Annotated in this window: 23 protein-coding genes; 12 read left to right on the top strand and 11 right to left on the bottom strand. The window is 66.5% G+C overall.

Going from position 1 to position 26,483, the window contains the following annotated elements; genetic code table 11:
- Window positions 1-22: 22 nt before the first annotated feature.
- The 7 genes from CEY05_RS06595 to CEY05_RS06565 form a co-directional block, all read right to left on the bottom strand.
- Window positions 23-1,606 carry a UdgX family uracil-DNA binding protein gene (locus CEY05_RS06595; protein ID WP_088601227.1) on the bottom strand — a complete coding sequence of 528 codons (1,584 nt, stop codon included), beginning with the start codon at window positions 1,604-1,606 and terminating at the stop codon, window positions 23-25.
- Window positions 1,603-2,913, bottom strand: coding sequence for a putative DNA modification/repair radical SAM protein (locus CEY05_RS06590; RefSeq protein ID WP_088601226.1), 1,311 nt, complete (start codon window positions 2,911-2,913; stop codon window positions 1,603-1,605). Before CEY05_RS06590 ends, CEY05_RS06595 begins: the two co-directional genes overlap by 4 nt.
- Window positions 2,914-3,176: 263 nt before the next feature.
- On the bottom strand, window positions 3,177-4,793 hold the full coding sequence (locus CEY05_RS06585; protein ID WP_088601225.1) for an inorganic phosphate transporter: 1,617 nt from the start codon (window positions 4,791-4,793) through the stop codon (window positions 3,177-3,179).
- A 119-nt stretch (window positions 4,794-4,912) separates the two neighbouring features.
- On the bottom strand, window positions 4,913-5,746 hold the full coding sequence (locus CEY05_RS06580) for an alpha/beta hydrolase (RefSeq protein WP_088601224.1): 834 nt from the start codon (window positions 5,744-5,746) through the stop codon (window positions 4,913-4,915).
- 140 nt (window positions 5,747-5,886) lie between these two features.
- Window positions 5,887-7,674, bottom strand: a complete 1,788-nt coding sequence (araD, locus tag CEY05_RS06575) for an L-arabinonate dehydratase (protein WP_088601223.1) — start codon at window positions 7,672-7,674, stop codon at window positions 5,887-5,889.
- Window positions 7,675-7,699: 25 nt separating this feature from the next.
- Window positions 7,700-8,500 (bottom strand): aldolase/citrate lyase family protein, encoded by an 801-nt coding sequence (locus CEY05_RS06570; RefSeq protein WP_088601222.1) that lies wholly within the window; start codon window positions 8,498-8,500, stop codon window positions 7,700-7,702.
- Between the two features lie 28 nt (window positions 8,501-8,528).
- Window positions 8,529-9,524 carry a tripartite tricarboxylate transporter substrate binding protein gene (locus CEY05_RS06565; protein ID WP_088601221.1) on the bottom strand — a complete coding sequence of 332 codons (996 nt, stop codon included), beginning with the start codon at window positions 9,522-9,524 and terminating at the stop codon, window positions 8,529-8,531.
- Window positions 9,525-9,833: 309 nt separating this feature from the next.
- Here CEY05_RS06565 and CEY05_RS06560 point away from each other — a divergent pair, with 309 nt between their 5' ends.
- Window positions 9,834-10,913, top strand: coding sequence for a LacI family DNA-binding transcriptional regulator (locus CEY05_RS06560; RefSeq protein WP_158219264.1), 1,080 nt, complete (start codon window positions 9,834-9,836; stop codon window positions 10,911-10,913).
- A 24-nt stretch (window positions 10,914-10,937) separates the two neighbouring features.
- On the opposite strand, the gene CEY05_RS06555 is transcribed toward CEY05_RS06560, so the two are convergent.
- The gene (locus tag CEY05_RS06555; protein WP_088601219.1) at window positions 10,938-11,666 is read right to left on the bottom strand and encodes a GntR family transcriptional regulator; all 729 of its coding nucleotides are present in this window, start codon (window positions 11,664-11,666) and stop codon (window positions 10,938-10,940) included.
- A gap of 62 nt (window positions 11,667-11,728) precedes the next feature.
- Here CEY05_RS06555 and CEY05_RS06550 point away from each other — a divergent pair, with 62 nt between their 5' ends.
- The 7 genes from CEY05_RS06550 to CEY05_RS06520 all read left to right on the top strand — a co-directional run bounded on the left by CEY05_RS06550 (window position 11,729) and on the right by CEY05_RS06520 (window position 19,386).
- On the top strand, window positions 11,729-12,871 hold the full coding sequence (locus CEY05_RS06550; protein ID WP_088601218.1) for a mandelate racemase/muconate lactonizing enzyme family protein: 1,143 nt from the start codon (window positions 11,729-11,731) through the stop codon (window positions 12,869-12,871).
- A 365-nt stretch (window positions 12,872-13,236) separates the two neighbouring features.
- Window positions 13,237-14,061: an energy transducer TonB gene (locus CEY05_RS06545; protein ID WP_088596597.1), complete on the top strand. Its 825-nt coding sequence runs from the start codon at window positions 13,237-13,239 to the stop codon at window positions 14,059-14,061.
- Between the two features lies 1 nt (window position 14,062).
- On the top strand, window positions 14,063-14,995 hold the full coding sequence (locus CEY05_RS06540; RefSeq protein WP_088596596.1) for a MotA/TolQ/ExbB proton channel family protein: 933 nt from the start codon (window positions 14,063-14,065) through the stop codon (window positions 14,993-14,995).
- The gene (locus tag CEY05_RS06535) at window positions 14,996-15,454 is read left to right on the top strand and encodes a biopolymer transporter ExbD (RefSeq protein ID WP_088596595.1); all 459 of its coding nucleotides are present in this window, start codon (window positions 14,996-14,998) and stop codon (window positions 15,452-15,454) included.
- Window positions 15,455-15,628: 174 nt separating this feature from the next.
- Window positions 15,629-16,309 (top strand): response regulator transcription factor, encoded by a 681-nt coding sequence (locus tag CEY05_RS06530; protein WP_088596594.1) that lies wholly within the window; start codon window positions 15,629-15,631, stop codon window positions 16,307-16,309.
- 147 nt (window positions 16,310-16,456) lie between these two features.
- Complete coding sequence (locus CEY05_RS06525) at window positions 16,457-17,482, top strand: HAMP domain-containing sensor histidine kinase (protein ID WP_233161410.1); 1,026 nt, start codon at window positions 16,457-16,459, stop codon at window positions 17,480-17,482.
- Window positions 17,479-19,386: a potassium transporter Kup gene (locus CEY05_RS06520; RefSeq protein ID WP_088596592.1), complete on the top strand. Its 1,908-nt coding sequence runs from the start codon at window positions 17,479-17,481 to the stop codon at window positions 19,384-19,386. Before CEY05_RS06525 ends, CEY05_RS06520 begins: the two co-directional genes overlap by 4 nt.
- A gap of 64 nt (window positions 19,387-19,450) precedes the next feature.
- Here CEY05_RS06520 and argG read toward each other — a convergent pair whose 3' ends face one another.
- Together argG and CEY05_RS06510 are read right to left on the bottom strand one after the other, a co-directional pair.
- Window positions 19,451-20,779, bottom strand: coding sequence for an argininosuccinate synthase (gene argG, locus CEY05_RS06515; protein ID WP_088596591.1), 1,329 nt, complete (start codon window positions 20,777-20,779; stop codon window positions 19,451-19,453).
- Window positions 20,780-21,033: 254 nt separating this feature from the next.
- The gene (locus tag CEY05_RS06510; protein ID WP_088596590.1) at window positions 21,034-21,948 is read right to left on the bottom strand and encodes a LysR family transcriptional regulator; all 915 of its coding nucleotides are present in this window, start codon (window positions 21,946-21,948) and stop codon (window positions 21,034-21,036) included.
- A 412-nt stretch (window positions 21,949-22,360) separates the two neighbouring features.
- Here CEY05_RS06510 and CEY05_RS06500 point away from each other — a divergent pair, with 412 nt between their 5' ends.
- From CEY05_RS06500 to CEY05_RS06485, 4 genes are all read left to right on the top strand, one after another.
- Window positions 22,361-23,224 (top strand): amidohydrolase, encoded by an 864-nt coding sequence (locus tag CEY05_RS06500; protein WP_088596589.1) that lies wholly within the window; start codon window positions 22,361-22,363, stop codon window positions 23,222-23,224.
- 75 nt (window positions 23,225-23,299) lie between these two features.
- Window positions 23,300-24,253 carry a tripartite tricarboxylate transporter substrate binding protein gene (locus CEY05_RS06495; RefSeq protein ID WP_088596588.1) on the top strand — a complete coding sequence of 318 codons (954 nt, stop codon included), beginning with the start codon at window positions 23,300-23,302 and terminating at the stop codon, window positions 24,251-24,253.
- Between the two features lie 3 nt (window positions 24,254-24,256).
- Entirely contained in the window at window positions 24,257-24,799 is a 543-nt protein-coding gene (locus CEY05_RS06490) for a carboxymuconolactone decarboxylase family protein (protein WP_088596587.1), read from the top strand.
- A gap of 12 nt (window positions 24,800-24,811) precedes the next feature.
- Complete coding sequence (locus CEY05_RS06485; protein ID WP_369825882.1) at window positions 24,812-25,390, top strand: hypothetical protein; 579 nt, start codon at window positions 24,812-24,814, stop codon at window positions 25,388-25,390.
- Window positions 25,391-25,392: 2 nt separating this feature from the next.
- Here CEY05_RS06485 and CEY05_RS06480 read toward each other — a convergent pair whose 3' ends face one another.
- Entirely contained in the window at window positions 25,393-26,322 is a 930-nt protein-coding gene (locus CEY05_RS06480) for an aromatic alcohol reductase (RefSeq protein ID WP_198952684.1), read from the bottom strand.
- Window positions 26,323-26,483: the final 161 nt, after the last annotated feature.

The raw sequence follows: 26,483 nt of genomic DNA, 5'->3' as shown, positions 1-26,483 counted from the left end.
CCCTGCTGGTGGCATCCCTCGATCAAGCCGAAGCCAACTTGCGTGCGCGCACGAGGGCCTGGGTGATGGCGGCGATGACGCTTTCGCGTTCGGCTTCATCGTTGACGCGCAAGGCGTAGGACGGATGCCAGGTGGCGACCAGCCACGCTTCGCCCAGCTTGACGGACTGGTCCAGGTAATCCTGCATGTGGATGGGCCGTCGCACCATGGCACGTAGCGCGGTGGCGCCCAGGGTGACGATGACCGGCGGGCGTATGCGGTCCAGTTCCTGGTCCAGCCAGTAAAGACAGGCGTCCACTTCGCGCTGGGCGGGTGTCTTGTGCATGCGCCGCTTGCCGCGCGGGATCCACTTGAAATGCTTCACCGCGTTGGTCAGGTAGACGTCCTCGCGCGCGACGCCGGCGCGTTCCAATGCTTCGTTCAGGATGCGTCCGGCGGGGCCGACGAAAGCCTTGCCGGCCAGATCCTCCTGGTCGCCCGGCTGTTCGCCGATAAGCATGATGCGGGCCGACGCCGGGCCGCTACCCGGCACGCCGTGCGTCGCATTGCGCCACAGGTCGCAGCGCCGGCACTGGTCCAGCGAGGACGGCGCATCGCGCTGCGGCTGGGCGCGCTGCGCATCCACCGCCACCGGTTTGCCGCCCATGCCGCCGACCGCCTGGGCCTGGCCCACGCGGCGCGCGCCGTTGCGGGCCTCGGCGACCATGCCGGGAATGAGGTTGGCTTCGGGCAGGCCCTTCCAGAAGCGCACCGGCATGTGCTGGTGCAGCGCATTTTCGTTCAAGCGGGCCGGGTTGAAGATGCTGCGATAGTAAGCCAGCCACAAGGGTTCGATGTCATCGGCGGACGCGTCCGCGCCCAGGGCCGCCCGCGCCGTGCCGTCGATCGGCGTATCGGAGAAGCGCAGGGCGATGCCATCCCAGAACGCCGCGCCGGCCGGTGTGGCGATACACCAGGTGGAGGCGCCCATGCGCTTGGCGAAGTGGTCGGCGGCCCAGGGCAGGACGTCGTGCTCGGGCTCGTACCAGGCCAGGTATTCGGGTTCGCTGTCCGCCGCGCGGCGGTGGAAGCGGACGTAGGCGATCATGTCGTGCTTGGCGCGGCGCACGGCCTTGGCCATGGCGTACAGCCGCGCGCCGTCTTCATCGGCCGGTGAGGCGACGGCGCGATCGTCATGCTGCCAGCGCCACAGGGCTCGGTACAGGTGGTCCCAGCGTTGCGGTGAACGGTACAGCGCGGCGTCCTGCATCAGTTCCGCGAAGGTCTTCGATACCCGGATGGCCAAGGGCGCGGTATCGCTCGGTGCACGGCCGTCGTTGCCACCGTTTTCGCCAGCGTTGCCAGCATAGTTGCCAACGCTGTCGCCGCCGTCCGAGGCGTCGGCGCCGGGCGTGGCGCCGTTCGCAGCGGCGCCGTCCCGAAGCGCCTCCCCAGGTGCAAAAACGTCCAGCGTCATCTGCGTATCGCCGTGGCGAGTCGCGCTATCCTTGCCGACCCAGCTGACGTCTTGCGGTGGCCACTGCGCGGCCAGGGCGCGCAGGGCCTGTTCGCGCCAGCTTGCATAGCTGCCGTCGATCTCCAGCCGATGCGCGCCTAGGGTGCTCATAGCAAGGACAACTGTTCCGGCGGCGGCGCCAGCGCCCGGCGCAACTGCTCGGACGGCGCCTCTGCCGTCGCGGGCCGGTAATCGCGCACCACCACGAAAGGCTTGACCTTGTCCATGGCGCAGCGCAGGCGGATCAGGTCCTGATAGCGCACGGCACGCAGCCGGCGTAATTCCACGATGCGCTCCGCGTTGCGCATGCCGATGCCGGGCACCCGCGCGATGATTCGCTGCGGAGCACGGTTCAGGTCCACCGGAAACGTATCGCGATGCGCCAGGGCCCAGCCCAGCTTGGGGTCGATGTCCAGGGGCAGGTCGCCGTCATCCTGGAACAACTCTTCCGCCTGGAAGCCATAGCCGCGCATCAGGAAATCCGCCTGATAGAGCCTGTGTTCGCGCATCAGCGGGGGCGCCTGGGCGGGCAGGGCGGTCGGGCTGTCGGGGATGGGGCTGAAGGCCGAGTAATAGACGCGCTTGAGCTTGTACGCGCCATACAAGGTTTGCGCGGTCTGCAGGATGGTACGGTCGTTGGCGTCATCGGCGCCCACGATCATCTGGGTGCTCTGCCCGGCGGGTGCGCGGGCCGACGACGGTTCGCGTGCAGCAGGTGCCGCGTGGGGGGGCGCATCGGATGCTGCGCTGTGTGCCGCATTCCGTGCTGCCCTGCCATCGCCGCGTTTGGCATCGTCGCGTGCCACGCCCTCGGCCTCTTCCTGCGCCAGCCGTATCGATCCCATCGCGCGCTTGATGGTGTGGCTGCTTTTCTCCGGCGCCAGCCGTACCAGGCCGACTTCGGTGGGCAACTCTATGTTCACGCTGAGGCGGTCCGCATACAGGCCGGCCTGGGCGATGAGTCGGGGATCCGCGTCAGGGATGGTCTTCAGATGGATGTAGCCGCGGAACAAATGTTCTTCACGCAGTGAGCGCGCCACCTGCACCAGTTGCTCCATGGTGTAGTCCGCGCTGCGGATGATGCCCGAGCTGAGAAACAGGCCGTCGATATAGTTGCGGCGATAGAAGTCCAGCGTCAGGTCGACGACTTCGCGCGGTGCGAAGCGCGCACGCGGCACGTTGCTGGAGCGGCGATTGATGCAGTACTGGCAGTCGTACAGGCAGAAATTGGTCAGCAGTATCTTCAGCAGCGAGACGCAGCGGCCGTCGGGCGTGAAGCTGTGGCAGATGCCGGCGCCGGTACTCGCGCCCAGGCCCGCGCGGCCGATCGAATCGCGCTTGGGGGCACCACTGCTGGCGCAAGACGCGTCGTACTTGGCGGCATCCGCGAGGACTTCGAGTTTGGTAAGAACATCCATGGTGGCATCGCTACTGTATATATATACAGCATTATAGGCATTGCAAGCTCTCACGCAAGCTGCAAGCCTGCGTCACCCGTCCTCGGGCCGCGGGCAATGCCCCGACGCTAGCCACCGGGGCGATAGGCCGGAAATGCGGCTTTGGGGGGCCCCCCAAAGCCAAAAAATTCTTTATCGGTGGGCGTCGGTGCCAAGCGTCCTCATCAATGAAATGGGCCGCCACGCGGATGGCGTGGCGGCCCATCACGTGCGTGGCGTGTCGCCTAGAACACGTGCCGGAATGCCCAATACAGCACGCCCGCCAGCAGCATCGCGGCCGGCAAGGTCAGTACCCAGGCCAGCGCCAGGTTGCGCAGGGTGCTCCACTGCAGGCCGGAACGATTGGCCGCCATGGTGCCCGCGATACCGGACGACAACACGTGGGTGGTGGAGACGGGCAGCCCATAGACGTCAGCGGCGCCGATCGTCGCCATGGCCACCAATTCGGCGGAAGCACCCTGCGCATAGGTCAGGTGCGTCTTGCCGATCTTTTCACCGACCGTGACGACGATGCGCTTCCAGCCCACCATGGTGCCCAGGCCCAAGGCGATCGCCACGGCCACCTTCACCCACAGCGGAATGAATTTGGTCGAGTCATCGAGCGAGCGCTTGAACGCATCCAGATTGGACTTCGTCTCGTCGTCCAGGGTGATGCTGCTGTTCTTCTTCATCCGGTTGATGGTTTCCGACGCCAGGTACATGTCGTTGCGGACGTTGCCCACGGCGTCGGCCGGCACCGCGGCCAGCGAGCCATATTGGCGCACCTGGGTGCCGATGGAGCCGGTCAGCGCGGCCAGCGCCGGGATCACGCCGCCGTTCACTTCATTGGTGCGGATGAAGGTGGTAAGGGCGCCACGCGGATCGGCCGGCGCGGCGGCGGGCGCCGAACGGATCAGCGACGCTTGCGTGGCCTGTGCCACCGCGGCGAAGCGGTTCATTTCGTCGACCGGCATGGCGCGATTCAGGCCATAGGTCAGCGGCACGGTACCCACCAGGATCAGCATGATCAGGCCCATGCCTTTCTGGCCATCGTTCGAACCGTGGGCGAAGGACACGCCGGTGCAGGTAAGGATCAGCAGGCCGCGGATCCACCAGGGCGGCGGCGCATTGCCCTTGGGTTCCTGGTACAGCTCGCGGTTCTTGACCAGGGCGCGCAGGACGACCAGCAGCAGCGCCGCGCACACGAAGCCGACGATGGGCGACACCAGCAGGGTGACCCCTACGCTCTTGGCTTGCGCCCAGTCCACGCCGGCGGTGCCGTCACGGCCGTTCATCAGGGCGTTGGCCACGCCCACGCCAATGATGGAACCGATCAGCGTGTGCGAGGACGACGCCGGCAGGCCCAGCCACCACGTCGCCAGGTTCCACAGGATCGCGGCGATCAGCAGCGCGAACACCATGGCGAAGCCGGCGCTGGAGCCCACTTGCAGGATCAGTTCCACCGGCAGCAGGGAGATGATGCCGAAGGCCACCGCGCCGCTGGACAGCAGCACGCCCAGGAAGTTGAATATGCCCGACCACATGACCGCGAAGTTGGGCGCGAGCGAGTTGGTGTAGATGACCGTGGCCACGGCATTGGCCGTGTCGTGGAAGCCATTGACGAATTCGAAGCCCAGCGCGATCAACAGCGCCAGGCCCAGCAGCACCACGGAGAACCAGGCGGTGAAGTTGGCATGCGAGTTGTCCATGTCACGGAACAGGCTGTGCCCCGTGTAGAACAGGCCGATGGCCAGCAGGCCGATGAAGACGATCACGGTGGCGGGACCGGTTTTCTGGTCGAAGCGCGAACGCGCTGCGCCGTGAGAAGGCGGCAGCGCCGCGGTCTCGGTTGCGGTATTCATGGGTTTTTGCCTCTCGGGGGTGGCTTATCGTTTGGGGGGTGCAACGATGCTATGACCGCCCGGTGACACTGACATGACGGTCGCCAGCCCGCAGGTACTATCCGAAAGGTGTAGAGGCTTCAGCGTGTGCCGCGCCGGCGCCTGTCGTAGGTCCGTTGATACCAGTCCAGCAACACTGCCGCGCTGCTTTCCCATTGTTCCCCGTACATCATGGCGTGCGGCTGGTCGGCCAGCGCCTGGTGTTCGAAGCCGAAGAAATCGGCGATGGCGCGGTCCTGCCCGGCCGGATGGCGCGCGGGGTCATCGCGTCCCGCCTCCAGGCACAGGCCCTGGCTGCGCATGGCAAAGGGATTGACGGCCACGCGCAGGGCGTAGCGGTCGTTGAGCACCTGCGGGCTTTCGGCGCACAGGCGCCGGCGGATGGCACTGACGTCCACGTCCGCCGCACAGCCGGCAAAGCGCGCGCGGATTTCATCGTCGCCCGGCGGGGCGCGCAGCACGTCTTCGGGCACGGTCGGCAGGGCCGCGGCGCCGGGCAGGTTGGCGGGCGGGGAGGGCGCCAGCAGGACGATGCCGGCCGGCGCACGCGCCATTTCCGTGGCGGCGACCAGCACGGGTAACGCGCCCATGCTATGGCCGACCAGCACCACCGGGCCTTCCATTCTTTCCGCGGCGCGCTGTACCGAAATGGCCAGGTCGCGGATGCCTGCGTGCAGGAAATTGGCATCCTGCGGCAGGCCACCATGGCCGGGCATATCCAGCGCGGCGCAGGCGATGTCCTGGCGGGCGAAGTAACTCAGGTAGTTGGCATAGCACCATGCGCCGTGATACGCCCCATGCACGAAAAGCAGCAGGGGCTGGCCATGCGAGGGCGGCGCGCCCAGCAGCAGCCGGCCGGCGCCGGCGGGGTAGGAGGGCAGACGGTCGGTCAGGCTGAAATCGAAAGAAGGCATAGGCACGCACGGCGGTCATTGGACATACAAGGATAATCTGGCTGGCCAGCCGATACAAAGATGCCGAAGCGCGATGGCCGTGTGCCGTAGATCGTCGGATGCATGCGCGGCGCCGTGCCGCCTACCCGTCGGAAACCCCGTCAGAAAATCGGTGGCTCCGGCGTGGGCGCCGTGCCCGCCAACGAGCGGAAATCGCAGCCCTGGTCTGCCTGCGTGACCTCCGCCTGATAGATGCGCGTATAGCCGCGCAGGTAAGGCTGCGGCGGGGCACTCCAGGCCTGGCGGCGGATAACAAGTTCTTCCTCCGCGACCAGCATGTCGAGGCGCCGCTCGCCGATGTCCAGGCGCACCAGGTCGCCCGTGCGCAGCAAGGCCAGCGGGCCGCCCACCGCCGCTTCGGGGGCCACGTGCAGGATGCAGGTGCCGTAGTGCGTGCCGCTCATACGCCCGTCGCAGATACGGACCATGTCGCGCACGCCCTGGCGCAGCAGTTTCTTGGGGATGGGCAGGTTGCCCCACTCCGGCATGCCGGGGCCGCCCACCGGCCCGGCGTTGCGCAGGACCAGCACCGTGTTCTCGTCGGCGTCCAGATCGGGATCGTCGACCGCCGCCAGCATTTCCTCGTTGGAGTCGAACACCAGCGCGCGTCCGGTGTGGCGCAGCAGGCGCGGGCTTGCCGCCGATGGCTTGATGACGGCGCCGTCCGGGCACAGGTTGCCGCGCAGCACGGCCAGGGCCATGCCCGCTTCGGGACAGTCGGGCGTGGCGGCGATCAACGGCGCGTCGCAACCGCGGATGGTGGGGGCCGCCTGTGCCGCCGGCCCTTCGTCGGCGTCCGGCCAGGCGTCCAGTTCCTCGCCCAGCGTGCGGCCCGTGATGGTGAGCGCGGCCAGGTCCAGATGCTGGCGGACCTGCTTGAGGACGGCGGGCAGGCCGCCCGCGTAGTAGAAGTCTTCCATCAGGCCTTTGCCCGAAGGATAGAGGTCGACGATCACCGGTACGCGCCGCGCCACGGCATCCAGTTCGTCCAGCGTCAGCGCGATGCCCGCGCGGTTGGCCATCGCCGGCAAATGCACGGCGGCGTTGGTCGATCCGCCCAGGGCCATGTAGGCGACGATGGCATTGTGGAAGGAGGCACGCGTGACCAGGCGCGAGGGTTTCAGGTCGTCCCACACCATGTCCACGATGCGCTGGCCACAGGCCCAGGACATGCGGGGATGGGCGCTGTCGACCGCCGGTATGGCCATGGCGCCGGGCAGCGACAGGCCCATGGCTTCGACGATGGCGGTCATGGTGCTGGCCGTGCCCATGGTGTTGCAGGTGCCGGGCGAACGCGCCATCCTGCCTTCCAGGCGCACCCATTCGGCGTGGTCGATATTGCCGATGGCGTATTCGGCCCAGAACTTCTTCGTATGGGTGCCCGCGCCGACGGCTTCGCCGCGGTAGCGATCGTCCAGCAGGGGACCGGCGGGCAGATAGATGGCGGGGATGTCCATGGACAGCGCGCCCATCACCAGGCCGGGCGTGGTCTTGTCGCAGCCGCCCATCAGCACCACACCATCCAGGGGCAGGCTGCGCATCAGTTCCTCGGCCTCCATGGCGAGGAAGTTGCGGTAGATCATGGTGGTGGGCTTGACCATCACTTCGCCCAGGCTCATGGCTGGCAGTTCGAAGGGGAAGCCGCCGGCTTGCAGGATGCCGCGCTTGACCGATTCGGCGCGCTCGCGCAAATGCGCGTGGCAGGGCGACAGTTCGCTCCAGGTGTTGAGGATGCCGATGCAGGGCCGGCCGAGAAAGGCTTCACGGGCAAAGCCTTGCTGCTGCATGCGCTGGCGGTGGGCGAAACCGCGGATCTCCTCGTTGGCGAACCAGCGCTGGCTGCGCAGTTGGTCCAGCGTCTTGCGGGCGGTGGGGCGAGTGGGGCTCACGAGGAGGTCCTCCTTGATGCGGCGATCAGTATTGGCTGTCGGTGACGGGCGTGCGGTGCTGGGCGAAACGGGCGGCGACGTCGTCGGCCGCCTTGCGCAACAGCACCTGGTCGGTGGCCACGGCGACGAACAGGGCGCCCAGTTCCAGGCAGGCGCGCGCGCGTTTCTCGTCCAGCATCAGTATGCCCGGCGCCTTGTTGCACGCGCGGATGCGGCGGATGGCGTCGTCGATGGCGGCGCTGACCTTGGGGTGCTGCATCTCGCCGGGATAGCCCATGCTGGCGGACAGGTCGCCCGGACCGACGAAGATGCCGTCGACGCCGTCGATCGCCGCGATGGCTTCGATATTGTCCAGGGCTTCTTCCGTTTCCACCTGCACCAGCAGGCACAGTTCCTTGTCGGCGTCGCGCACATAGTCCGCATCGCGGCCGAAATGGCTGGCACGCATGGTGCCGCCCATGCCGCGGATGCCGTGCGGGGGATAACGCATGGCGGCGACGGCGGCCGCCGCTTCCTCGGCGTTCTGCACGAAGGGCAGCAGCAGCGTCTGCGCGCCGATGTCCAGGTAGCGCTTGATCAGCACGGCGTCGTTCCAGGCGGGGCGCACCACGGCGCTGGAGGGCCGGCGCTGCTCGGCCGCGACGGCCTGCAACTGCTGCAGCATCAGCGGGACGTCGCTGGGCGTGTGTTCGGTGTCCAGCAGCAGCCAGTCGTAGCCCGATCCTGCGATCAGTTCTGAGACGAAAGGCGACGCCAGGGTGGACCACAGGCCGATCTGCGGCCGGCCGGCACTCAGGGCGTGCTTGAAGGGGTTGTGCAAGGGCATGTTGGGCTCTCTTTGTTGTTGCCGCGGCTCAGTCGATGTGTACGTTGCCGGCGCGGATCACGTCACCCATGGACTGGTAATCCTTTTTCAGGCGGACCGTGAAATCGTCGGGCGAGGACGACAGGATCTCGAAGCCCTGCGCTTCCAGGGGCTTGCGGAAGGCGGGATCGTCGAGAATCTTGCGCATGGCCGCGTTCAGTTTCTCCACGATGGGCGCGGGAGTGCCGGAACGCACCAGCATGCCGCTCCAGGCCACGGATTCCACCCCGGTCAAGCCAACCTCGGCCATGGTGGGGACATCGGGCAGCAGCGGCGAGCGCTTGGTATCGGCCACCGCCAGCACGCGGACCTTGCCCGATTGGTGGAAGGGAATCACCGCCGACAGATTGTGGAACATCATCGGAATCTGTCCGGCCAGCACGTCATTCAAGGCGGCGGGACCGCCCTTGTAGGGGATGTGCATCAGCTGCACACCGGCCTTGGCCTGGAACTGCAGGCCCACCAGGTGCATGGTGTTGCCATTGCCGGCGGAGCCGAAGGCCAGGCTGCCCGGCTTGGCGCGGGCAGCGGCAACCACGTCGGCCACGGAACGATAGGGCGTTTGCGCCCCCACCAGCAGCACGTTGGGGGTCTGGTTGGTCAGCGTCAGCGGCTGGAAATCCTTGACGGGATCGAAGCCCGCATCCTTGTACAGGTGGGGATTCACGGCCAGCGTGCTGACCGAACCGTAGAAGATCGTGTAGCCGTCGGCCGGGGTGATGTGCGCCACGTTGGCCGCCGCGATGTTGCCGTTGGCGCCCGGCCGGTTCAGGATGATGACGGACTGCCCCAGCGCCTTGCCCAGTGCCTGGCCGAAGGGGCGGGCGAACTGGTCCGCGGCGCCGCCCGCGGGCTGGGGCACCACGATGGTGATGGGCTGGCTCGGGTAGTCCGAGCTGGCGTGCGCGGCGTGGGGCAGGATGGCGCTGGCGGTCAGGGTTAGCGCGCCGGTGAGCAAGGCGCGCGCGATGGCTGTCGATGGCATGGGTGTCGTCTCCGTCTGTCTTTATTGGCCAGGGGCAAGCCCGGGCGGTCTTATAAGCTTGGGATATTTGCTTATGGAACCGGTTTCATCAGCGCTTCGAAAAAAACGCCAGCGCCTGGTGCCGACGTCGTCGTGGCCATCATCGCGGTGAGCCGCCGGTCCGCATGGACCAAAAGGAAAAGCCGCTATCACAGCCGTGTAGAACTCAATATGGAACCGGTTCCATGGCAAAAGTGTATTATTCCTCCTCGCCCTCCGTCAATCCATCGCCTTGCGTCCTGGACGCAGCGCGGCCATCCCGGGATTTCCATGAACGCCGACGCGCCGGACGACAATGCAGCCCGCCGCCGCGGCGCGCGCCCCAAGCTGCTGGCGACCACCAATCGCGACATTGCCCGCCTGGCGCAGGTGTCGGTGGTCACCGTGTCCCGTTATTTCAATGCGCCCGAGCTGGTGTCGGAGGGCGTGCGCGAGCGCCTGCGCGAAGTCATCGCGCAGACCGGCTATGTGCCCAGCCAAGTGGCGCGCCGCCTGGCGTCGTCCAAGAGCGGCGTGGTGGGCGCCGTCATGCAGAACATCGGCAGTCCCACGTTCGCCCGCGTCGTGCAGGGCATCACGGAAGTGCTGGACCGCCAGGGCCTGCAACTGCTGCTGGCCAGCAGCGACTACCTGCAGCATGCCGAAGCGCGGGCGATACGCACTTTCCTGGGCTGGCATCCCAGCGCGCTGATCCTGACGCGCGGCGACCATGCGCCCGATATTGAAGCCTTGCTGCGCGGTACGCGCGTACCGGTGGTGGAAGCCTGGGATCTGGCGGAGGACCGGCCTTTCTACCAGGTCGGCTTTCGCCAGCAGGACGCGGGCGCGCTGGTGGCGCGCCATTTCCTTGAACAAGGCGCGGCGCGCGTCCGCTATGTGTTGCCCGCGAGTGCGCAGGATAGCCGCGCCACCCGCCGGGGCGAGGGCTTCGCACTGGCCATGCGCGCAGCCGCGGGCGACGTGCAGTGCGTGCGCGCCACCGTCGCGGATGACTTCGCCGCGGGCGAGGCCGCCATCGCGGCGTTCGCCGCCGAAGCGCCCGCCTCGCGCCCCCGCGCCCTGGCCTTCGCCAATGACAATATGGCGATGGCGGCCTTGTTGCGCGCGCCGGCTTACGGCGTGGCGGTGCCGCGCGACTGCGGCGTGGCCGGCTACGGCGACGCGCTGCTGGGGCCGCTGCTGTCGCCTGCCTTGACCACCGTGCGTCCGGATCCCTATGCCATCGGCACGGCGGCCGCGCAGATGGTCCTGCGCCTGATTCCGGGCGTTGCGTCGACCGAAGGCGTGGCGTTGCGGCAGGACGTGCCTTGCGAATTGGTAGCCCGCGCGAGCAGCGCGATGGCGGTGTAGAAGCCGGTTGCGGCCCGCACAGCCTCAGGGCTTGAGGTCGATCTCCAGCCGGATGGCGTCGCCGCGGTAGGTCACCTCGGCGTAATAGAGCACCTCGCCGTCGGGACGGCGAAAGACCCGCCGTACCTCCGCGGTGGGTGCATCCTTGGATATCCGCAGGAACGAAGCCGTCTCGGCGTCGGCCGTGCCGATGGTCAAGGTTTGATGCGCCCGGGCAATGTCCACCTCCGGCTGTTCCAGCAAGACCAGCACCACGGCCCGGTCCTTGAAACGCTGCGGGCACAGTGCGAAAACGGATTGCGCGACATATAGCGAAATCAGGCAGTAGGGCCGGCCCTCGTGCATGTGCAGCCGGCGCATGTAGACATAGCCCTCATCGAGACCGGTTTCCGCCAGGGGCAGCGGACGCGGGTTTTCGTCGATCGCCAGGATGATGGGTTCCAGGTCCCGATACGTGTCGCCCAGTTCGCGCAACGAACTGGCGAGCGGTGCCGTGCGGATGGGCGGGGCATCCTCGGTCACGTACGTGCCCTGGCCTCGGTGGCTGCTGAGACGGCCCTCGGCAACCAGCAGTTGTACGGCTTGCCGCGCGGTCAGCCTGGCCACGCCGAATGCCTCGGCAAGTTGCTGCAGCGAAGGCAGGCAATGGCCGGCGGGCCACTCGCCATTGGCGATGCGCTTGCGCAATTGATCCGCCACGGCCACGTAACGGGGGATCGGGCTATGCGGAATTGCCTTGGGATGTGTGGACATACCTAAGTATAGTATTCTGTACTTTAAGATTTAAAACGGATTTTCTGGACGACATTCCCGCCATGGACCACGACTACGCCTTCGAAATCACTAGCCTGGAAACTTTCGTCTTGCGCGTGCCCGCCGAGCCGCCGGTACGCACTTCCTTCGGTGTCATGCATGACCGGCCCGCCGCGCTGGTGCGCGTCACCGGTGCGGACGGCGTCCAGGGATGGGGCGAAGTATGGTGCAATTTTCCTGCCGTGGGGGCCGAGCATCGCGCGCGGCTGTTGGACAGTTGCGTCATGCCGCTGGTGTCGGGCCGGGCCTGGGCGTCGCCGCGGGCGTGTTTCGACACCTTGAGCGAAGGCCTGCGCATCCTGGCGATACAGTCCGGCGAGCCCGGGCCGCTGGCCCAGGCGGTGGCCGGCGTGGATACCGCCATCTGGGACATGCTGGCCCGCCGTGCCGGGCTGCCGCTCTGGCAACTGCTGGGCGGCCAGCCGAACATCAATGTGTATACCTCGGGCATCAATCCCGACCAGCCGGAACGCGTCGCCGAAGCGAAGGCGCGCGAGGGCTATACCGCATTCAAGCTGAAGGTCGGCTTTGGCGACCAGCGCGACGAGGCCAATGTGCAGGCCCTGCGCCGGACCATGGGCAGCGACGCCACGCTGATGGTGGACGCGAACCAGGCCTGGTCGCCGCGGCAGGCAGCGCAGATGGCGGGTCGTCTGGCGGCCCACGGCGTCGCGTGGCTGGAGGAACCCTTGCCAGCCGACACGCCCTGGCCGGTGTGGCGTGCGCTGACGGCCGACGCGCCTTTGCCCATCGCCGGCGGCGAGAACCTGCGTGGCGCGGAGTCCTTCGTCGCGGCGATGAAAGAAGGCGGCATGTCGGTGATCCAGCCTGATCTGGGGAAGTGGGGCGGCATTACCGCCTGCCTGGACGTTGCGCGCGACGTAGTGCAGCGTGGGCGTACGTTCTGCCCGCACTGGCTGGGCGGGGGCGTCGGGCTGACCGCGTCCATGCACCTGAAGGCCGCGGTGGGCGGTGTCGGCTACGTGGAGGTGGATTCCAATCCCAATGCCCTGCGCGATTGGCTGTTGCCGGAAGGCTATGCGGTCAGGGCAGGGCAGGTGACGCTGTCCGATGCGCCGGGGCTCGGCGTGACGCCGGACCTTGAACGCCTGCGCCCCTTCATCGTTGCATCGCACGGCGGCTGAATGAGAAGTATCGACAGGAAGTACTGACAAGACGTGCGCCAACGCCAAACGCCAAACGCCAAACGCCAGCGCCTGGCGCGGCGGTTTGGCCGGTGCCGACCCGGTCCCACCCAGCCGGGGCCATCCAGCCGGGGCCATCCAGCCAGGGCCATCCAGCCGGAGCCATCCAGCCGGAGCCATCCAGCCGGAGCCATCCAGCGGCGAAGGCGAATTCGGCGCGTTCGGTCGCATGTTGCAGTCGATTCAAGAACATTCTGAATCGATTTGCGAATAATTCCTATTTCTTATATATTCTTGGGCTCCATTCGCCCCGGGTTGTGTTTTTCCTCACGGGGTGCGTATAGATATTGTTTCCCGGCTGATTCATGCCCAGCGTTAAACGCGGTTGGTCAACATCCTCTTCGATTTCTCCAGCCTTGCGCATAGGCGCCGGCGTGGCGGTAGGACTTCTGCATGTGGGCGTGGCATTAGCCCTGTTCGTCAACGACGATACAAAGCTGGAACTGCCGCAGGATGCGCCCATCATGGTGAGCGTGGTGGAGGCACCTGTGCCGCAAATGGCCAAGGCCGAGCCCACGCCGGAAACGCCCACGCCGCCGGTGGAAGAACCGCCGCCTCCGCCGCCGCCGGAAGAAACACCGCCGCCCGACACCAAGCCCGACCCGACCCCCGACGTCAAGCCGGAACCCGAGCCCGAGCCGGAACCGGTGATCGAGAAGCCGCCGGAACCCGCGCCCAAGCCCAAGCCCAAGCCGAAACCCAAACCCCAGCCCAAGCCGCAGCCCAAGAAGCCTGAGCCGGTCAAGCCGGTGGAGACGCCGCCGCCCCCCGCCACGCCGCCTTCGGGTACGCCGCAGGGCGACAGCAAGCCGCAGGCGCCGACACAAGGTCCGCCGCCAGACCAGCCCGAGCTGGTCTCGAACGTCGCCTACGACGGCCGCGGTCCGCGCCCGGTCTATCCGGACTCCTCGCGCCGCAACCGCGAAGAGGGCCGCGTCATGGTGCTGGTAGTGATCAATACCGACGGCACGATAGAGAAGGCGACTGTGGTGCAGTCGTCCGGCTATCCGCGCCTGGACCAGTCCGCGCTCGATGCGTTGCGCCGGGTCCACTTCAAACCGTATACACGCAACGGCGTGGCCTACACCGTGCAGGCCCGGATCCCGTTCGATTTCAACATGAGGAACTGACATGTCCAACGTTCTTGACCTTGCCGCCATGCTGTTGGCGCAGGCGACCCCCGCCGCGCCAGCGGCGCCGGGCGCCGCGCAACAGGGCGCCGCCGCCTTGCCGGCCGCCGCCAACGCCGTTCAACAGGCGGCCAACGCCGTCCAGCAGGCCAGTGCCGCGCTGCCCACGCCGCCCGTGCCCGCACCCGACATGGGCATCATGCACTTCATTGCGCAGGCCGACGGCGTCGGCAAGGCACTGTTCATCATCCTGCTGGTGATGTCGGTGATCACGTGGTACCTGATCATCGTCAAGGCCATCAGCAACGTGTGGTTGCGCAAGCGCTCGCGCGAATTCCTCAACAAGTTCTGGAATGCCAGCTCGCTGGAGCAGGTCGAGAACGAAATCTCCACGCACGGCGCGCGCGATCCTTTCTCGCATCTGTCCAGCCATGCCATGCACGCGCGGGCCCACCATGCCAAGTACGGCGCCACCAAGCTGGAAGAAACCGGCTCGAACGGCGAATTCGTCACCCGCACCATGCGCAAGGTCATGGACGAGGAAACCGCCAAGCTGGAAAACGGCCTGACGGTGCTGGCGTCGGTCGGTTCCACCGCGCCTTTCGTCGGTCTGTTCGGGACGGTGTGGGGCGTGTACCACGCGCTGGTGGGTATCGGCATGTCCGATGGCATGACCATCAACCGCATCGCCGGCCCGGTGGGCGAGTCGCTGATCATGACCGGCCTGGGCCTGGCGGTGGCAATTCCCGCCGTGTTGGCCTATAACATGTTCGTGCGTAACAACCGGGTGTTCCTGTCGCGCCTGGATGCCTTCGCGCACGACCTGTTCGCCTTCCTGATGACTGGCCAGCAAGTGGCCCTGTCCGACGGCAAGGTACGCGCGCTGCGCCGTTCGGCCGGTGTGCCCAACGCGAATTCCCGCGGGAGCGAATAAATGGCCTTTGGCGGTTTCGACAACAAGGGCTCGGGCAGCCATGCGATGTCCGAGATCAACATGGTGCCGCTGATCGACGTGATGCTGGTGCTGCTGGTGATCTTCATCATCACGGCGCCGCTGCTGGCGCACTCCATCCGTATCAATATGCCGCAGGTCAGCGCCGAGCAGGTGCAGGAAGATCCCAAGGTGATCGACCTGGCCATCGACGACAAGGGCCAGCTGTTCTGGGACGAGAAACCGGTTTTCCTTGACGACCTGCAGGGGCGTTTCGCCGCCGAGGCCGGCAAGAAGCCGCAACCCGAGATCCGTATCCGTGCCGATCTGAACACGCGTTACGAGACCCTGGCCAAGGTGATGGCGTCGGCCCGCCGCTCCGGCCTGGGCCGCATCGGCTTCGTCACCACCCCGGCAGCCGGACAACCGGCCATCCCGCCGGCAGCCGCACCCGCCAAGTAATTGGGGGCAGACCCAGCGGGCGCACCCAGGGGGCAGACCTCGAACAAGGCCCTGCGATCGGCGAGATCGCGGGGCCTTGTCGTTTTTGGGGCCACATCCTCCCTGTCGTAAAAAATTTGTTGCGAGGTTGAGCACGTCATGTCGTTGCAAGCTGGATCGCGCTAGAATCGCGCCATGCGAGTACTCGTAATCGAAGATGACACCACCCTGGGCCACGCGCTCCAGGAATTCCTGGCGGACCAGGGGTATGCGGTCGACTGGCTGACTGAAGGCGACAAGGTGCTGGGCGCCTTGGCCGGTCAACCCTATGACCTTCTACTCCTGGATCTCAACCTGCCCGGCATGAGCGGCCTCGATGTGCTGCGCCAGCTACGGCTGGACGGTAATCAGGTTCCCGTCCTTATCCTCACCGCCCGTGACGGCATCGAAGACCGCGTAGCGGGCTTGGACGCCGGCGCCGACGACTACGTCACCAAGCCTTTCGACCTGCCGGAACTGGCGGCGCGCGCCCGCGCCTTCGCCCGTCGCCGCAGTGGGCAGGCGCAGCCGCTCATCGAAGTCGGTCCCCTGGTGTTCGACACGGTTGGCCGGGAAGTGCGGGTCAACGGCGAACGCCTGGCCCTGTCGGTGCGCGAACTGTCCGTGCTGGAAATGCTGATGGCACGGGTCGGCCGCGTGGTCACCAAACGGCAAATCGTCAATTCGCTGTCCGCCTGGGATGCGGACTTCAGCGAAAACGCGGTCGAGGTCTATGTGTATCGCCTGCGCAAGCGCCTGGAAGGCACCGGCGCCAGCATCCAGACGGTACGCGGCTTCGGCTATCTGCTGGATGTGGAAGCGGCCCCCTCGGCCTGACCGGCGATGGCCTCCATCGACCCGCTCGATCACGCTCAGCGGGACAATGCAACGGAACCGCCGGCAGGGCTGAGCCCCGCCGCGGCCGTGACCCGCCGCGGGCTGCTGCCCGCCGGCTCGCTGGCCCGCCATCTGGTGGTGCGCCTGCTGCCGGCCATTCTCCTGCTGGTGCTGCTGGACCTCGCAGCCACCTGGGTCATCACCCACAAAATCGACCTTGCCATCTGGATGCTGGAGGATTTCTTCTGGCTGATGGTGGTTGGGCAGGTCATCCTGATGGTGGCTTTCGCCTGGGTGGTGGTGCACGGTGTGCGCTCCGGACTGCGCTCGGTCAACCTGCTGTCCGAAGAAATCCGCCAGCGTTCCATCGACGATATGCAGCCGCTGGAAGTGGCGGGGGTGCCGGCCGAGATGGAACCGCTGGTACTGCACACCAATGACCTGCTGGCCCGCCTCGATTCCTCGCTGGCGGCCCAGCGCCGTTTCATCGGCCACGCGGCACACCAATTGCGCACCCCGCTGAGCGGCCTGCGTCTGGAATCCGAACTGATGCTGTCGCGGCCGCTGCCCGATGACGTGCGTGCGCGCGCGGAACGGATCAAGGCTGTCAGCGATCGCATGATCCGCCTGGGCCAGCAGTTGCTGGTACTGGCGCGTGCCGACCCTAACGCCAGGCCGCAGGACAGTTTCCAGCGGATCGACCTGTGCGACTGGGTGCGGGCCAGCGGCGCCGAGTGGATTCCGCGCACGCGGGCGGCGCAGGTCCAATTGGACCTGGTGGCGCCGGAGGAATCGGTCTGGATCGATGCCGATCCCTTGTTGCTGGATGAGCTGCTGGGTAATCTGATCGACAACGCCATGCGTTACGGTAATCCCGGCGGGTGCATCACCCTGAATGTAGGCAGCAATCCGCCTTCGTTGACGGTGATGGACGACGGACCCGGAATTCCCATGGAAGACCAGGATCGCGTGTTCGAAGCGTTTTATCGTTCGCCGTCGGCCACGGCGGGCGGTTCTGGATTGGGCCTGGCCATCGTGCGCGAGATCGCCCACGCACACGGCGCCTGGTGGAAACTCACCAGCCGGCCTGAATATCCGGGTACCCGCCTGTCGGTGGTGTTTCCCGGCCCGCGCAAGGGCGCGCAACTGACCCGACACGATAAACAGGTATGACTTCAAGCACCGCAACCGCGGCCAAGGGCCCGGTGACGCATGCACCATCCTCCAAGGCCGCGCTGATCATGGGCGCGTTGGGCGTGGTGTATGGCGACATCGGCACCAGCCCGCTGTATACCTTGCGTGCCTGCCTGACCGGTTACGGCGACCTGCAGCCCGGCCACGTCCTGGGCGTGCTGTCCATCCTGTTCTGGATGTTGATGCTGGTGGTTTCGTTCAAGTACGTGACCCTGGTTTTGCGCGCGGACAACCGGGGTGAGGGCGGCACGCTGGCGCTGCTGGAGCTGGCCATCCGCGGACGCACCGGGCGGGTGCGCACTTTTCTCATCATGCTGGCGATCTTCGGCGCGGCGCTGTTCTACGGCGACAGCATGATCACGCCGGCGATCTCGGTTCTTTCGGCGCTGGAAGGCATCAGCGTGGTGTCGCACCGCCTGGAGCATTGGGTGGTGCCGATTTCCATGGTCGTGCTGATTGCCCTGTTCATGATCCAGTCGCGCGGTACGGGCACGATGGGCAAGCTGTTCGCGCCTGTGATGGCGCTGTGGTTCGGCACCCTGGCGGTGCTGGGTGGATACCAGATCGTACAGACGCCCGCGATCCTTCAGGCCCTGGATCCCATTTGGGCCGTGCGCTTCGTCATCGAGTCTCCGGGCGCCAGCTTCGTGCTGCTGGGCTCCGTGGTGCTGGCCTTGACCGGCGCGGAGGCGCTGTACGCGGACATGGGCCACTTCGGCCGCAGCGCCATCCGCCGTGCCTGGTTCTGGATGGTGGCGCCGTCGCTGACGCTGTGCTATTTCGGCCAGGGCGCGCTGCTGCTGCGCGATCCGGGCGCGATCAAGAATCCTTTTTTCCTGATGGCACCGGACTGGTTCGTCGCGCCCCTGGTGGCGCTGGCCACCGTGGCCACCGTGGTGGCGTCGCAGGCGGTGATATCCGGCGCGTACTCGATGACGCGCCAGGCAGTGCAACTGGGCTATTGGCCCCGCATGGAAATCCTGCATACGTCGGTGGTGGAAAAAGGGCAGATCTACCTGCCGCAGGTCAACGCGCTGCTGCTGGCCGCGGTGATGGTGCTGGTGCTGGTCTTCCGCAGTTCGGACAACCTGGCGGCGGCCTATGGCTTCGCCGTGACGGGCACGATGCTGACCACGTCGGTGCTGCTGTTTTCCCTGACCATGCGCCTGAATGCTGGCGCCAAGCGCATCATGTGGTCGGTGGTGCTGGGTTTCCTGCTGGTCTTCGACCTGCTGCTGTTCTCCGCCAACGCCCTGAAGGTGCATGAGGGCGGCTGGTTGCCGCTGATGGTGGGCATCGTCGTGGCCACGCTGATGGTCACATGGCGGCGCGGGCGCTATCTGCTGGGCGGCCTGCAACAGCGCGATCGCCAGCCGCTGAAGGAATTCATGGAGCAGCTGGAGGCGTATCCGCCGGCGCGCGTGCATGGCACGGCCATATTCATGACCATGAGCCCGGGCTACGTGCCGCCGGCGCTGCTGCATAACCTGAAGCACAACAAGGTGCTGCACGATCATGTGCTGTTCCTCACCATACGCAGCGCCGATGTGCCTTTCGTGCTGTCCGAGGAAGAGCGTTTCACCTTGACCAAGCTCAGTGCGTCCAGCTGGCAGGCCGAGGTGACCTACGGCTTCAAGGAAGAGCCCGACGTGCCGGAAGTGTTGCGCGAAATCGCCGAGTCGTCGCCGGAGCTGGACCTGGAGCCGATGCGCACGTCCTTCTATCTGTCGCGCCAGACCGTAGTGTCGTCGAAGCGGCCGGCCATGCGGCGCTGGCGCCGCGCCCTGTTCGCCTTCATGGCGCGCAATTCGACGCGTAGCACCAAGTTCTTCAAGATCCCGCCCAACCGCGTGGTGGAGATGGGGATGCAGGTAGAGTTGTAGGAAAAGAAAAACGCCCTGATCAACTGACGGGCGTTTTTCTTTTGAAGCGCGGAAAACGTGGGGCTTATTTTTCCTTGATCTGCGGCAGGGCGGCGCCAGCGGCCGGGGCCAGCAGGCCGGTCTTCACATAGGTGATCAGCTTCTCGCGGGTGTCGATGATGTCCAGGTTGCGCATGGTCAGCTGGCCGATGCGGTCCGCCGGCGAGAACATCGATTCGCCCTTTTCCATCGTCAGGCGTTCCGGCTTGTAGGTCAGGTTGGCCGATTCGGTGTTGAGGATGGAATAGTCATTGCCGCGACGCAGTTCGACGGTGACTTCACCGGTGATGGCGCGGGCCACCCAGCGCTGGGCGGTTTCGCGCAGCATCATGGCTTGCGGGTCGAACCAGCGGCCCTGGTAGAGCAGGCGGCCCAGCTTGCGGCCGTTCTCGCGGTACTGCTCGATGGTGTCTTCGTTGTGGATGCCGGTGACCAGGCGCTCGTAGGCGATGAACAGCAGCGCCAGCCCGGGGGCTTCGTAGATGCCGCGGCTCTTGGCCTCGATGATGCGGTTCTCGATCTGGTCGCTCATGCCCAGGCCGTGGCGCCCGCCGATGCGGTTGGCTTCCAGCAGCAGTTCGACCAGGTCCGTGTACTCGACGCCGTTCAGGGCGACCGGACGGCCTTCCTCGAAGCGCACGCGCACCTCTTCGCGCTTGACCTCGACGTCATCGCGCCAGAACGCCACGCCCATGATGGGCTGGACGATCTTGATGCCGGAGTTCAGGTGCTCCAGGTCCTTGGCTTCGTGGGTCGCGCCCAGCATGTTCGAATCGGTCGAGTAAGCCTTTTCCGCCGACATCTTGTATTCGAAACCGGCCTGGTTCATGTACGCCGACATTTCGGCACGGCCGCCCAGTTCGTCGATGAAGGTCTGGTCCAGCCAGGGCTTGTAGATCTTCAGGTCCGGATTGGTGAGCAGGCCGTAGCGGTAGAAACGCTCGATGTCATTGCCCTTGAAGGTGCTGCCGTCGCCCCAGATGTTGACGTTGTCTTCCTTCATGGCGGCCACCAGCATGGTGCCGGTCACGGCGCGGCCGATGGGCGTGGTGTTGAAGTAGGTGACGCCGGCCGTCGTGATGTGGAAAGCGCCGCTCTGCAGGGCCGCGATGCCTTCGGCGGCCAGTTGCTGGCGGCAGTCCACCAGGACGGCCTTCTCGGCGCCGTACTGCATGGCACGGCGCGGGATGTCGTCGTAATCGGGTTCGTCGGGCTGGCCCAGATTGGCGGTGTACGCATAGGGCACCGCGCCTTTTTCACGCATCCAATGGAGCGCGGCGCTGGTATCCAGGCCGCCGGAGAACGCGATGCCGACCTTCTGGCCGGTGGGGATGTGCTGGAGGATCGTTGCCATTGCGTATCAGCTAGGTAAAGGACGAAACCGGGGATTTTATCGCGTTTGGGCGCCTTGGGCAGCGGGCGTGTGTCCGGCCCTGCCGGCCGGGACTTGCGGCCGGCGCCACGCGGGCTGCCTTGGCTCCGGCGGCGCGCGGGCTGGCGTGGCTCAGGCGCCGCGCGGGGTGGCTTGGCTCAGGCGCAACGCGGGCTGGCTCGGCTCCGGCGGCGCGTGGGCGGCTCGGCACCGGTGCCACACAATCCAGCGTGGGGTCAGGGCGCGGCGCGTCCCTGGAACGCGGCAGCCAGGTCCAGGCCGCGCAGCAGCGTGGCCGTGGCGCTGGCAAGGCGGGTGGCGGGCCGATGGCGTGGGCTGGCCAGGACGAGGTCGTTGAGGATGCGGGGGGCGACGATGCTGGCCACGGCCAGGTCGGGCTGCGGCTCGGGGCCGCGCACCGCCGAACGCGGCAGGATGGCGCAGGCGGGGCCCTGGTTGGCCAGCTCGACGAGGGTATGCACGGCGTCGACTTCGGCGATCACCCGCAGATGGACGCCATGCGCGCGGCAGACGCTTTCCACCAGGGCGCGGATGGCATTGGGCGCCGATGGCAGGATCAAGGGGTAGTCGCGCAGCTGCGCCACGGTGACGCGGGCCGGCAGGTCGGGGCGATGGACGCGGGCTGCCGCCAGCACCAGTTCCTCGCGAAACAGCGATTCATAGGTCAGTTGGGGCGAGGGCGGCGGATCGTAGAGCATGGCCAGGTCCACCCGGCCGGCCAGCAGCCATTCGCGCACCTGCACGCTGAGGCCTTCGGCCACCGTGATGGACGCGTCGGGAAAAGCCTGGTGAAAGGCCCGCACCAGCGGTGGTGTCAGGACCAGGGCGATGCGCGGCGGCAGGCCCAGGATCAGCTTGCCGCTGGGGGTGTCGCCCATGCTGCGCAGGTCTTCCTTGGCGCGCTCGGCCAGCGCCAGCAGGGCGCGCGCATGTTCCAGGAAGCGCAGGCCCGCTTCGGTGGGCTCCACGCCGCGGCCGTTGCGGTAGAGCAGATGCTGGCCTAGTTCCTGTTCCAGCAGGCCGACCTGGCGGCTGAGAGAAGGCTGCGACACCGCCAACTGCCCGGCCGCGCGGGAGAAACTGCGATGTTCGGCCACCCGGACGAAGTATTCGATCTGACGCAGATCCATGACGATGAAGATGACGGGGAAGGTGGAGGTGAAAGGTGGAAAGAAGAAAGGGGAAGGTGGAAGGTGGAAGGTGGAAGGTGGAAGGTGGAAGGTGGAAGGTGGTAGGTGGTAGGTGGAAGGTGGTAGGTGGTAGGTGGCGGGGGACAGGTGGTAGGTGGTAGGCGGTAGGGATCAGGTGCCGGGATCAGGGACAGGCGGAAGAATCGAGGATAGGGGCAGGGCCAAAGGGAGGGGGCCGGAGGGGCCGCCCCGGCCCCCCTTCTTTCCCGCGCCGCGAGGCGCTACCCTCCAACTCACCAAGATATCGAATTCTGCTATATCAGAAATCAAAGATATAGCGTTGTTTCGATTTCGGCTTTGCATCACCATGTCATGACAAGACCGCGAAAACGAATTCGAGACATAGATACACATGCCGGATTGCCTGCCCCCGCTGGACACGCCCTCACGTCCACGCAACGTTCTACCGCCACTGACCTGCGACAGCCATTGCCATATCTTCGGCCCGGCGTCGGTGTTTCCCTACGCCGAGCAGCGGTCGTACACGCCGCCTGACGCGCCCTACGAGAAGCTGGCCGCACTGCACCGTCACCTGGGCGTGGAGCGCGCCGTGATCGTGCAGGCCGCCTGCCATGGCGCCGACCACGGGGCGCTGCTCGATGCCATCGCCCGCAGCCAGGGCCGTTATCGCGGCGTCGGCCTGCTGGGCGCCGGCGCCACCGATGCGCAGATCGAGGCGCTGCACGCCGGTGGCATCCGCGCCGCCCGCTTCAACTTCGTCGCGCACCTGGGCAAGCCGCCGGCGCCCGAGGTCTTCGACCGTATCGTCCGGCAGGTGGCCGCCTTCGGCTGGCACGTCTGCCTGCATGTCGACGGACCGGCCCTGACCGCGCTGCTGCCAACGTTGCGCAAACTGCCGCTGCCTTTCGTGGTGGACCACATGGGGCGCGTGCGAGCCGGCGACGGGCTGGACCAGCCCGCGTTCCAGGGGCTGCTGCGCCTGGCGGATGTGGCGCAGGCCTGGGTCAAGGTGTCGGGCGTGGATCGCATCAGCCTGGGCAAGCGTCCCTACGCGGAAAGCCTGCCTTTCGTGGGCGCGCTGGTCCAGGCCATGCCGGACCGCGTGCTGTGGGGGACCGATTGGCCGCATCCCAACGTGGTGGGCGACATGCCCGACGACGGTGAGTTGGTCGACCTGTTCTTCCAGGCCGTGCCGGATGCCGCTGCACGGCAACGCATCCTGGTCGACAACCCGGCGCGCCTGTACGGCTTCTGACCGGGATCCGCGGCCAGGCGTGGTGCCTGCCCGCGTGTCATGCATACAAAGAAAAGAATTCAAAGGAGACTTGCCATGTTCAAACGAATTTTCGCCGTCGGCGTGTTGGCGCTGGCCGCCTGCGGTAGCGCCTCGGCCGACGGTCCCGTCCGCCTCATCGTGGCTTTTCCCCCAGGCGGCCCGGTGGACCTGGTGGGCCGCGTGCTGGCGGAACAGCTGACACGCGAGCTGCACCAATCTGTGATCGTCGAGAACAAGCCCGGCGCCAACGGCAATATCGGCGCGGCCTATGTCGCCAAGGGGCCGCGCGATGGCAGCGTGCTGTTCCTCACCAGCGTCGGCGCGGTGTCCATCAGCCCGGCGCTGTATCAAAGCCTGCCTTATGACCCGGTGAAGGATTTCGCGCCGGTCTCGCGCGTGGTCAACAACGCCACCGTGCTGGTGGTGAACCCGGCCAACCCGGCCACCGATGCGGCGGATTTCGTCGCCCGTTCGAAGACCGCGTCGCAACCGGTGGCCATCGGTTCGTCGGGCGTCGGCAGCATTCCCCATCTGGCGCTGGAGATGTTCACCGATGCCAGCAAGGCCAACCTGCTGCACGTGCCTTACAAGGGCGCCGCGCCGGTGATCAACGACCTGATGGGCAATCAGGTGGCGGGCTTTTTCGGCGACGTGCCCGGGCTCATCGCGCATATCCAGGGTGGCAAACTCAAGGCCCTGGGCGTTGCCGCGCCGGCGCGCCTGGCGGTGCTGCCCAACGTCAAGACCTTGGCCGAGCAGGGCGTCCCCAACGTCGAGTCGAACAACTGGTATGGTTTGCTGGCGCCGGCTGGCACGCCCCCGGAGATCGTCAATAAACTCAATGCCGCGGTGCGTGCCGCCCTGGCCAACCCGGAGGCGAACAAGAAGCTGCAAGGCTTCGGCGCCGAACCCGCGCCGACTTCGCCGCAGGAACTGGCGGACTTGATCGCCAGTGACCGCAAGAAGTGGACGGACCTGATTCAACGCAAGAACATCAAGGTGGATTGAGACATGGCAGATACTCATAAAGGACCGCGCGTCGCGCCGGTGGTGCCGGGAACGCGGCCGGAACTGGCGGAAATGGAAGCGCGCATCATGGCCGAGCGCGGCCGCATTTCGCCGCTATATCAAGTGCTGTTGAACAGCCCGGCGGTGGTGCAGGGGTGGGAGGCCATGCTGACCGCCATACGCAATCGCATCGGCCTGTCGCCGCGCCTGCGCGAGCTGGTCATCCTGCGCGTGGCGGTGCTCAATCGTGCGCCTTATGAGTTCGAGGCGCATGTGCCGCATGCCTTGAAGGCGGGCATGGATGACGCTTTGGTCGAGGCCTTGCGCACCGAACGTGCGCCCGTGGACATCGCGGGCCTGACCGCGCAGGAACGTGACGTGGTGGCGTTCACGGACGCCATGACGCGCGATATCGACGTCAGCGACGCCTGCTACGATGCGCTGGCGCCGTCCCTGGGCGAGCAGGGCATGGTGGAACTGGCGGCCACGGTGGCGGCCTACAACATGGTGTCGCGTTTTCTGTCCGCCTTGCGGATAGGGCATTGAGAGAGGACAGGCATGACGGAGATTTTGTTGTTGCGCCTGGAAGGCCGGCGCCTGGGCGGAGCGGATCTGCAAGCCTTGCGCCAGCAGATCGCCATGGACGCCGGCGCGGGCACGGCCAAGGTGCATGCGTACAGCGCGGTGGAGCACGCGGAGACCTATGTGTATCTGCATCCCGACGAGCAGATCGCCGATCGCAGCCTGGCGGCCTTGCGCGCGGTGGCCGGCCGCCTGTATCCGCAGGTGGCGGTGCGCGTCCTGCGCCTGACGACAGACCGTGCGGGCGCGTCGGCGGGCCAGCCGGCGCCGTGGCACTACGTGGTGGAAACGGATGTGCTGGCTGAAGCGGAGCAGGACTTCAACGCCTGGTACGAGGAAGAGCATCTGCCCGGCCTGGCCTCGGTTCCGGGCTCCGTGCGCGCGCGTCGTTATCTGTGCGAAGCAGCGCCGCGCTATCACGCCTGCTACGACCTGCACACCCGCGAAACCTTCGGCAGCCCCCCATGGCTGGCCGTGCGCGCCAGCTCCTGGAGCGACCGCGTCCGGCCGTCGTTTCGCAACACCAAGCGAACGATGTTCCAGGCGGTGGAGTAGCGTTAGCCGAACGCCGTTGCGTGGTCGTCCAGCCATTGGTCCAAGCCGCACACGGCGATGCCGCGCCTTGCGTTGAACGTCTGCTTCTGGTCCCAGGCGACGCCGCGCCCTTCGGCGAAGACGGCGCGGTATTTACGCATGGAATTGTCGGGATCGGCAGCCAGTTGGTCTTTCAGCGCCGGCACGGTCCATACGTGGCGCCGCACCTTGACGCCGCGAACGCGATCCAGGGCGTCCGCGATCTCGCCGTAGGTGACGGTGTCGCCCGCGATGTGCACCACGTCGTTGACGATGCGCGGCTCGGCGAACAGGATGTCGGCCGTCAAGGCGCCGATGTCGTCGGCTGTCGTCAGCGTGACGGCGGTGTCCAAACTTCCTAGCGCGTTCACGGTATTGGCCGCCAGGTCGACCACGCCGAATGCGGGTTCAAACAGGAAGCTGGTGAACATGCCCGTGGATATGATGATCCATTCGGTCCTTTCCTGCGCCCGCAACATGTCTCGTACGTCCAGCTGTTCGTCGAACAGGTCCTGCGGGCTGCCCCGGCCGATGACGTCATAATCCACGCCGAACTGCCACGGGATGAAGCGTCCGACCCCACCATCCAGGGCGGCACGCGCGATCTTGCGTTGCACGCCCGGCCCGCCGACGAAACCCGTGCATGAAATTACCGTGTCGAAGCGGCCGAAGCTGGCGGCCAGTTCGGCGCTGGATAGCGCGGCCAGGTCACCTTGGACGATGCGCACGCCCAGGGCGTCCAGGTCCGCCAGGTCCTGTTGCTTGGCCGGATCGCTGGAAGCGATGGTCGCGGCGCGCAACAGCACCGAGAGGGTAACGCCGGCACCCTGTCGCGCGCGTGCCGCCAGGTGGCGCAGCACGGCCATGCCGAGTTGGCCCGCGCCCAGGACCAGGATTGCTTTGTCGTTCATCATGAAGGGTCTCGCCCAGATATACGTGTTTGCGTAATGGGGCGCCGCGCGATGCGCTCACGGCTTGAAAGCGCGCCCCCTGTGTGATTTCCAGTGTAGGGGCGCGTGCCTTCGCCATTGTTCGCCGCGCGTGAATGCACAATGCACGGGAAGCCAGGCGCTTG

Origin of the sequence: Achromobacter sp. HZ34 (assembly GCF_002209485.1) — a bacterium.
GTDB lineage: Bacteria > Pseudomonadota > Gammaproteobacteria > Burkholderiales > Burkholderiaceae_B > Bordetella_C.
Note: the sequence above shows the minus strand (reverse complement) of the source record. Positions and strands in the feature narration are given on the sequence as shown.

What these genes read in the sequence shown, in the direction of transcription:
- CEY05_RS06510 (WP_088596590.1), bottom strand. Translation starts at nt 21,948, where the DNA reads ATGGATCTGCGTCAGATCGAATACTTCGTCCGGGTGGCCGAACATCGC.
- CEY05_RS06540 (WP_088596596.1), top strand. Translation starts at nt 14,063, where the DNA reads ATGTCCAACGTTCTTGACCTTGCCGCCATGCTGTTGGCGCAGGCGACC.
- argG (WP_088596591.1), bottom strand. Translation starts at nt 20,779, where the DNA reads ATGGCAACGATCCTCCAGCACATCCCCACCGGCCAGAAGGTCGGCATC.
- CEY05_RS06595 (WP_088601227.1), bottom strand. Translation starts at nt 1,606, where the DNA reads ATGAGCACCCTAGGCGCGCATCGGCTGGAGATCGACGGCAGCTATGCA.
- CEY05_RS06520 (WP_088596592.1), top strand. Translation starts at nt 17,479, where the DNA reads ATGACTTCAAGCACCGCAACCGCGGCCAAGGGCCCGGTGACGCATGCA.
- CEY05_RS06585 (WP_088601225.1), bottom strand. Translation starts at nt 4,793, where the DNA reads ATGAATACCGCAACCGAGACCGCGGCGCTGCCGCCTTCTCACGGCGCA.
- CEY05_RS06550 (WP_088601218.1), top strand. Translation starts at nt 11,729, where the DNA reads ATGGACCACGACTACGCCTTCGAAATCACTAGCCTGGAAACTTTCGTC.
- CEY05_RS06500 (WP_088596589.1), top strand. Translation starts at nt 22,361, where the DNA reads ATGCCGGATTGCCTGCCCCCGCTGGACACGCCCTCACGTCCACGCAAC.
- CEY05_RS06530 (WP_088596594.1), top strand. Translation starts at nt 15,629, where the DNA reads ATGCGAGTACTCGTAATCGAAGATGACACCACCCTGGGCCACGCGCTC.
- CEY05_RS06490 (WP_088596587.1), top strand. Translation starts at nt 24,257, where the DNA reads ATGGCAGATACTCATAAAGGACCGCGCGTCGCGCCGGTGGTGCCGGGA.
- CEY05_RS06565 (WP_088601221.1), bottom strand. Translation starts at nt 9,524, where the DNA reads ATGCCATCGACAGCCATCGCGCGCGCCTTGCTCACCGGCGCGCTAACC.
- CEY05_RS06590 (WP_088601226.1), bottom strand. Translation starts at nt 2,913, where the DNA reads ATGGATGTTCTTACCAAACTCGAAGTCCTCGCGGATGCCGCCAAGTAC.
- CEY05_RS06545 (WP_088596597.1), top strand. Translation starts at nt 13,237, where the DNA reads ATGCCCAGCGTTAAACGCGGTTGGTCAACATCCTCTTCGATTTCTCCA.
- CEY05_RS06480 (WP_198952684.1), bottom strand. Translation starts at nt 26,322, where the DNA reads ATGATGAACGACAAAGCAATCCTGGTCCTGGGCGCGGGCCAACTCGGC.
- CEY05_RS06485 (WP_369825882.1), top strand. Translation starts at nt 24,812, where the DNA reads ATGACGGAGATTTTGTTGTTGCGCCTGGAAGGCCGGCGCCTGGGCGGA.
- CEY05_RS06555 (WP_088601219.1), bottom strand. Translation starts at nt 11,666, where the DNA reads ATGTCCACACATCCCAAGGCAATTCCGCATAGCCCGATCCCCCGTTAC.
- CEY05_RS06580 (WP_088601224.1), bottom strand. Translation starts at nt 5,746, where the DNA reads ATGCCTTCTTTCGATTTCAGCCTGACCGACCGTCTGCCCTCCTACCCC.
- CEY05_RS06560 (WP_158219264.1), top strand. Translation starts at nt 9,834, where the DNA reads ATGAACGCCGACGCGCCGGACGACAATGCAGCCCGCCGCCGCGGCGCG.
- CEY05_RS06535 (WP_088596595.1), top strand. Translation starts at nt 14,996, where the DNA reads ATGGCCTTTGGCGGTTTCGACAACAAGGGCTCGGGCAGCCATGCGATG.
- CEY05_RS06570 (WP_088601222.1), bottom strand. Translation starts at nt 8,500, where the DNA reads ATGCCCTTGCACAACCCCTTCAAGCACGCCCTGAGTGCCGGCCGGCCG.
- CEY05_RS06495 (WP_088596588.1), top strand. Translation starts at nt 23,300, where the DNA reads ATGTTCAAACGAATTTTCGCCGTCGGCGTGTTGGCGCTGGCCGCCTGC.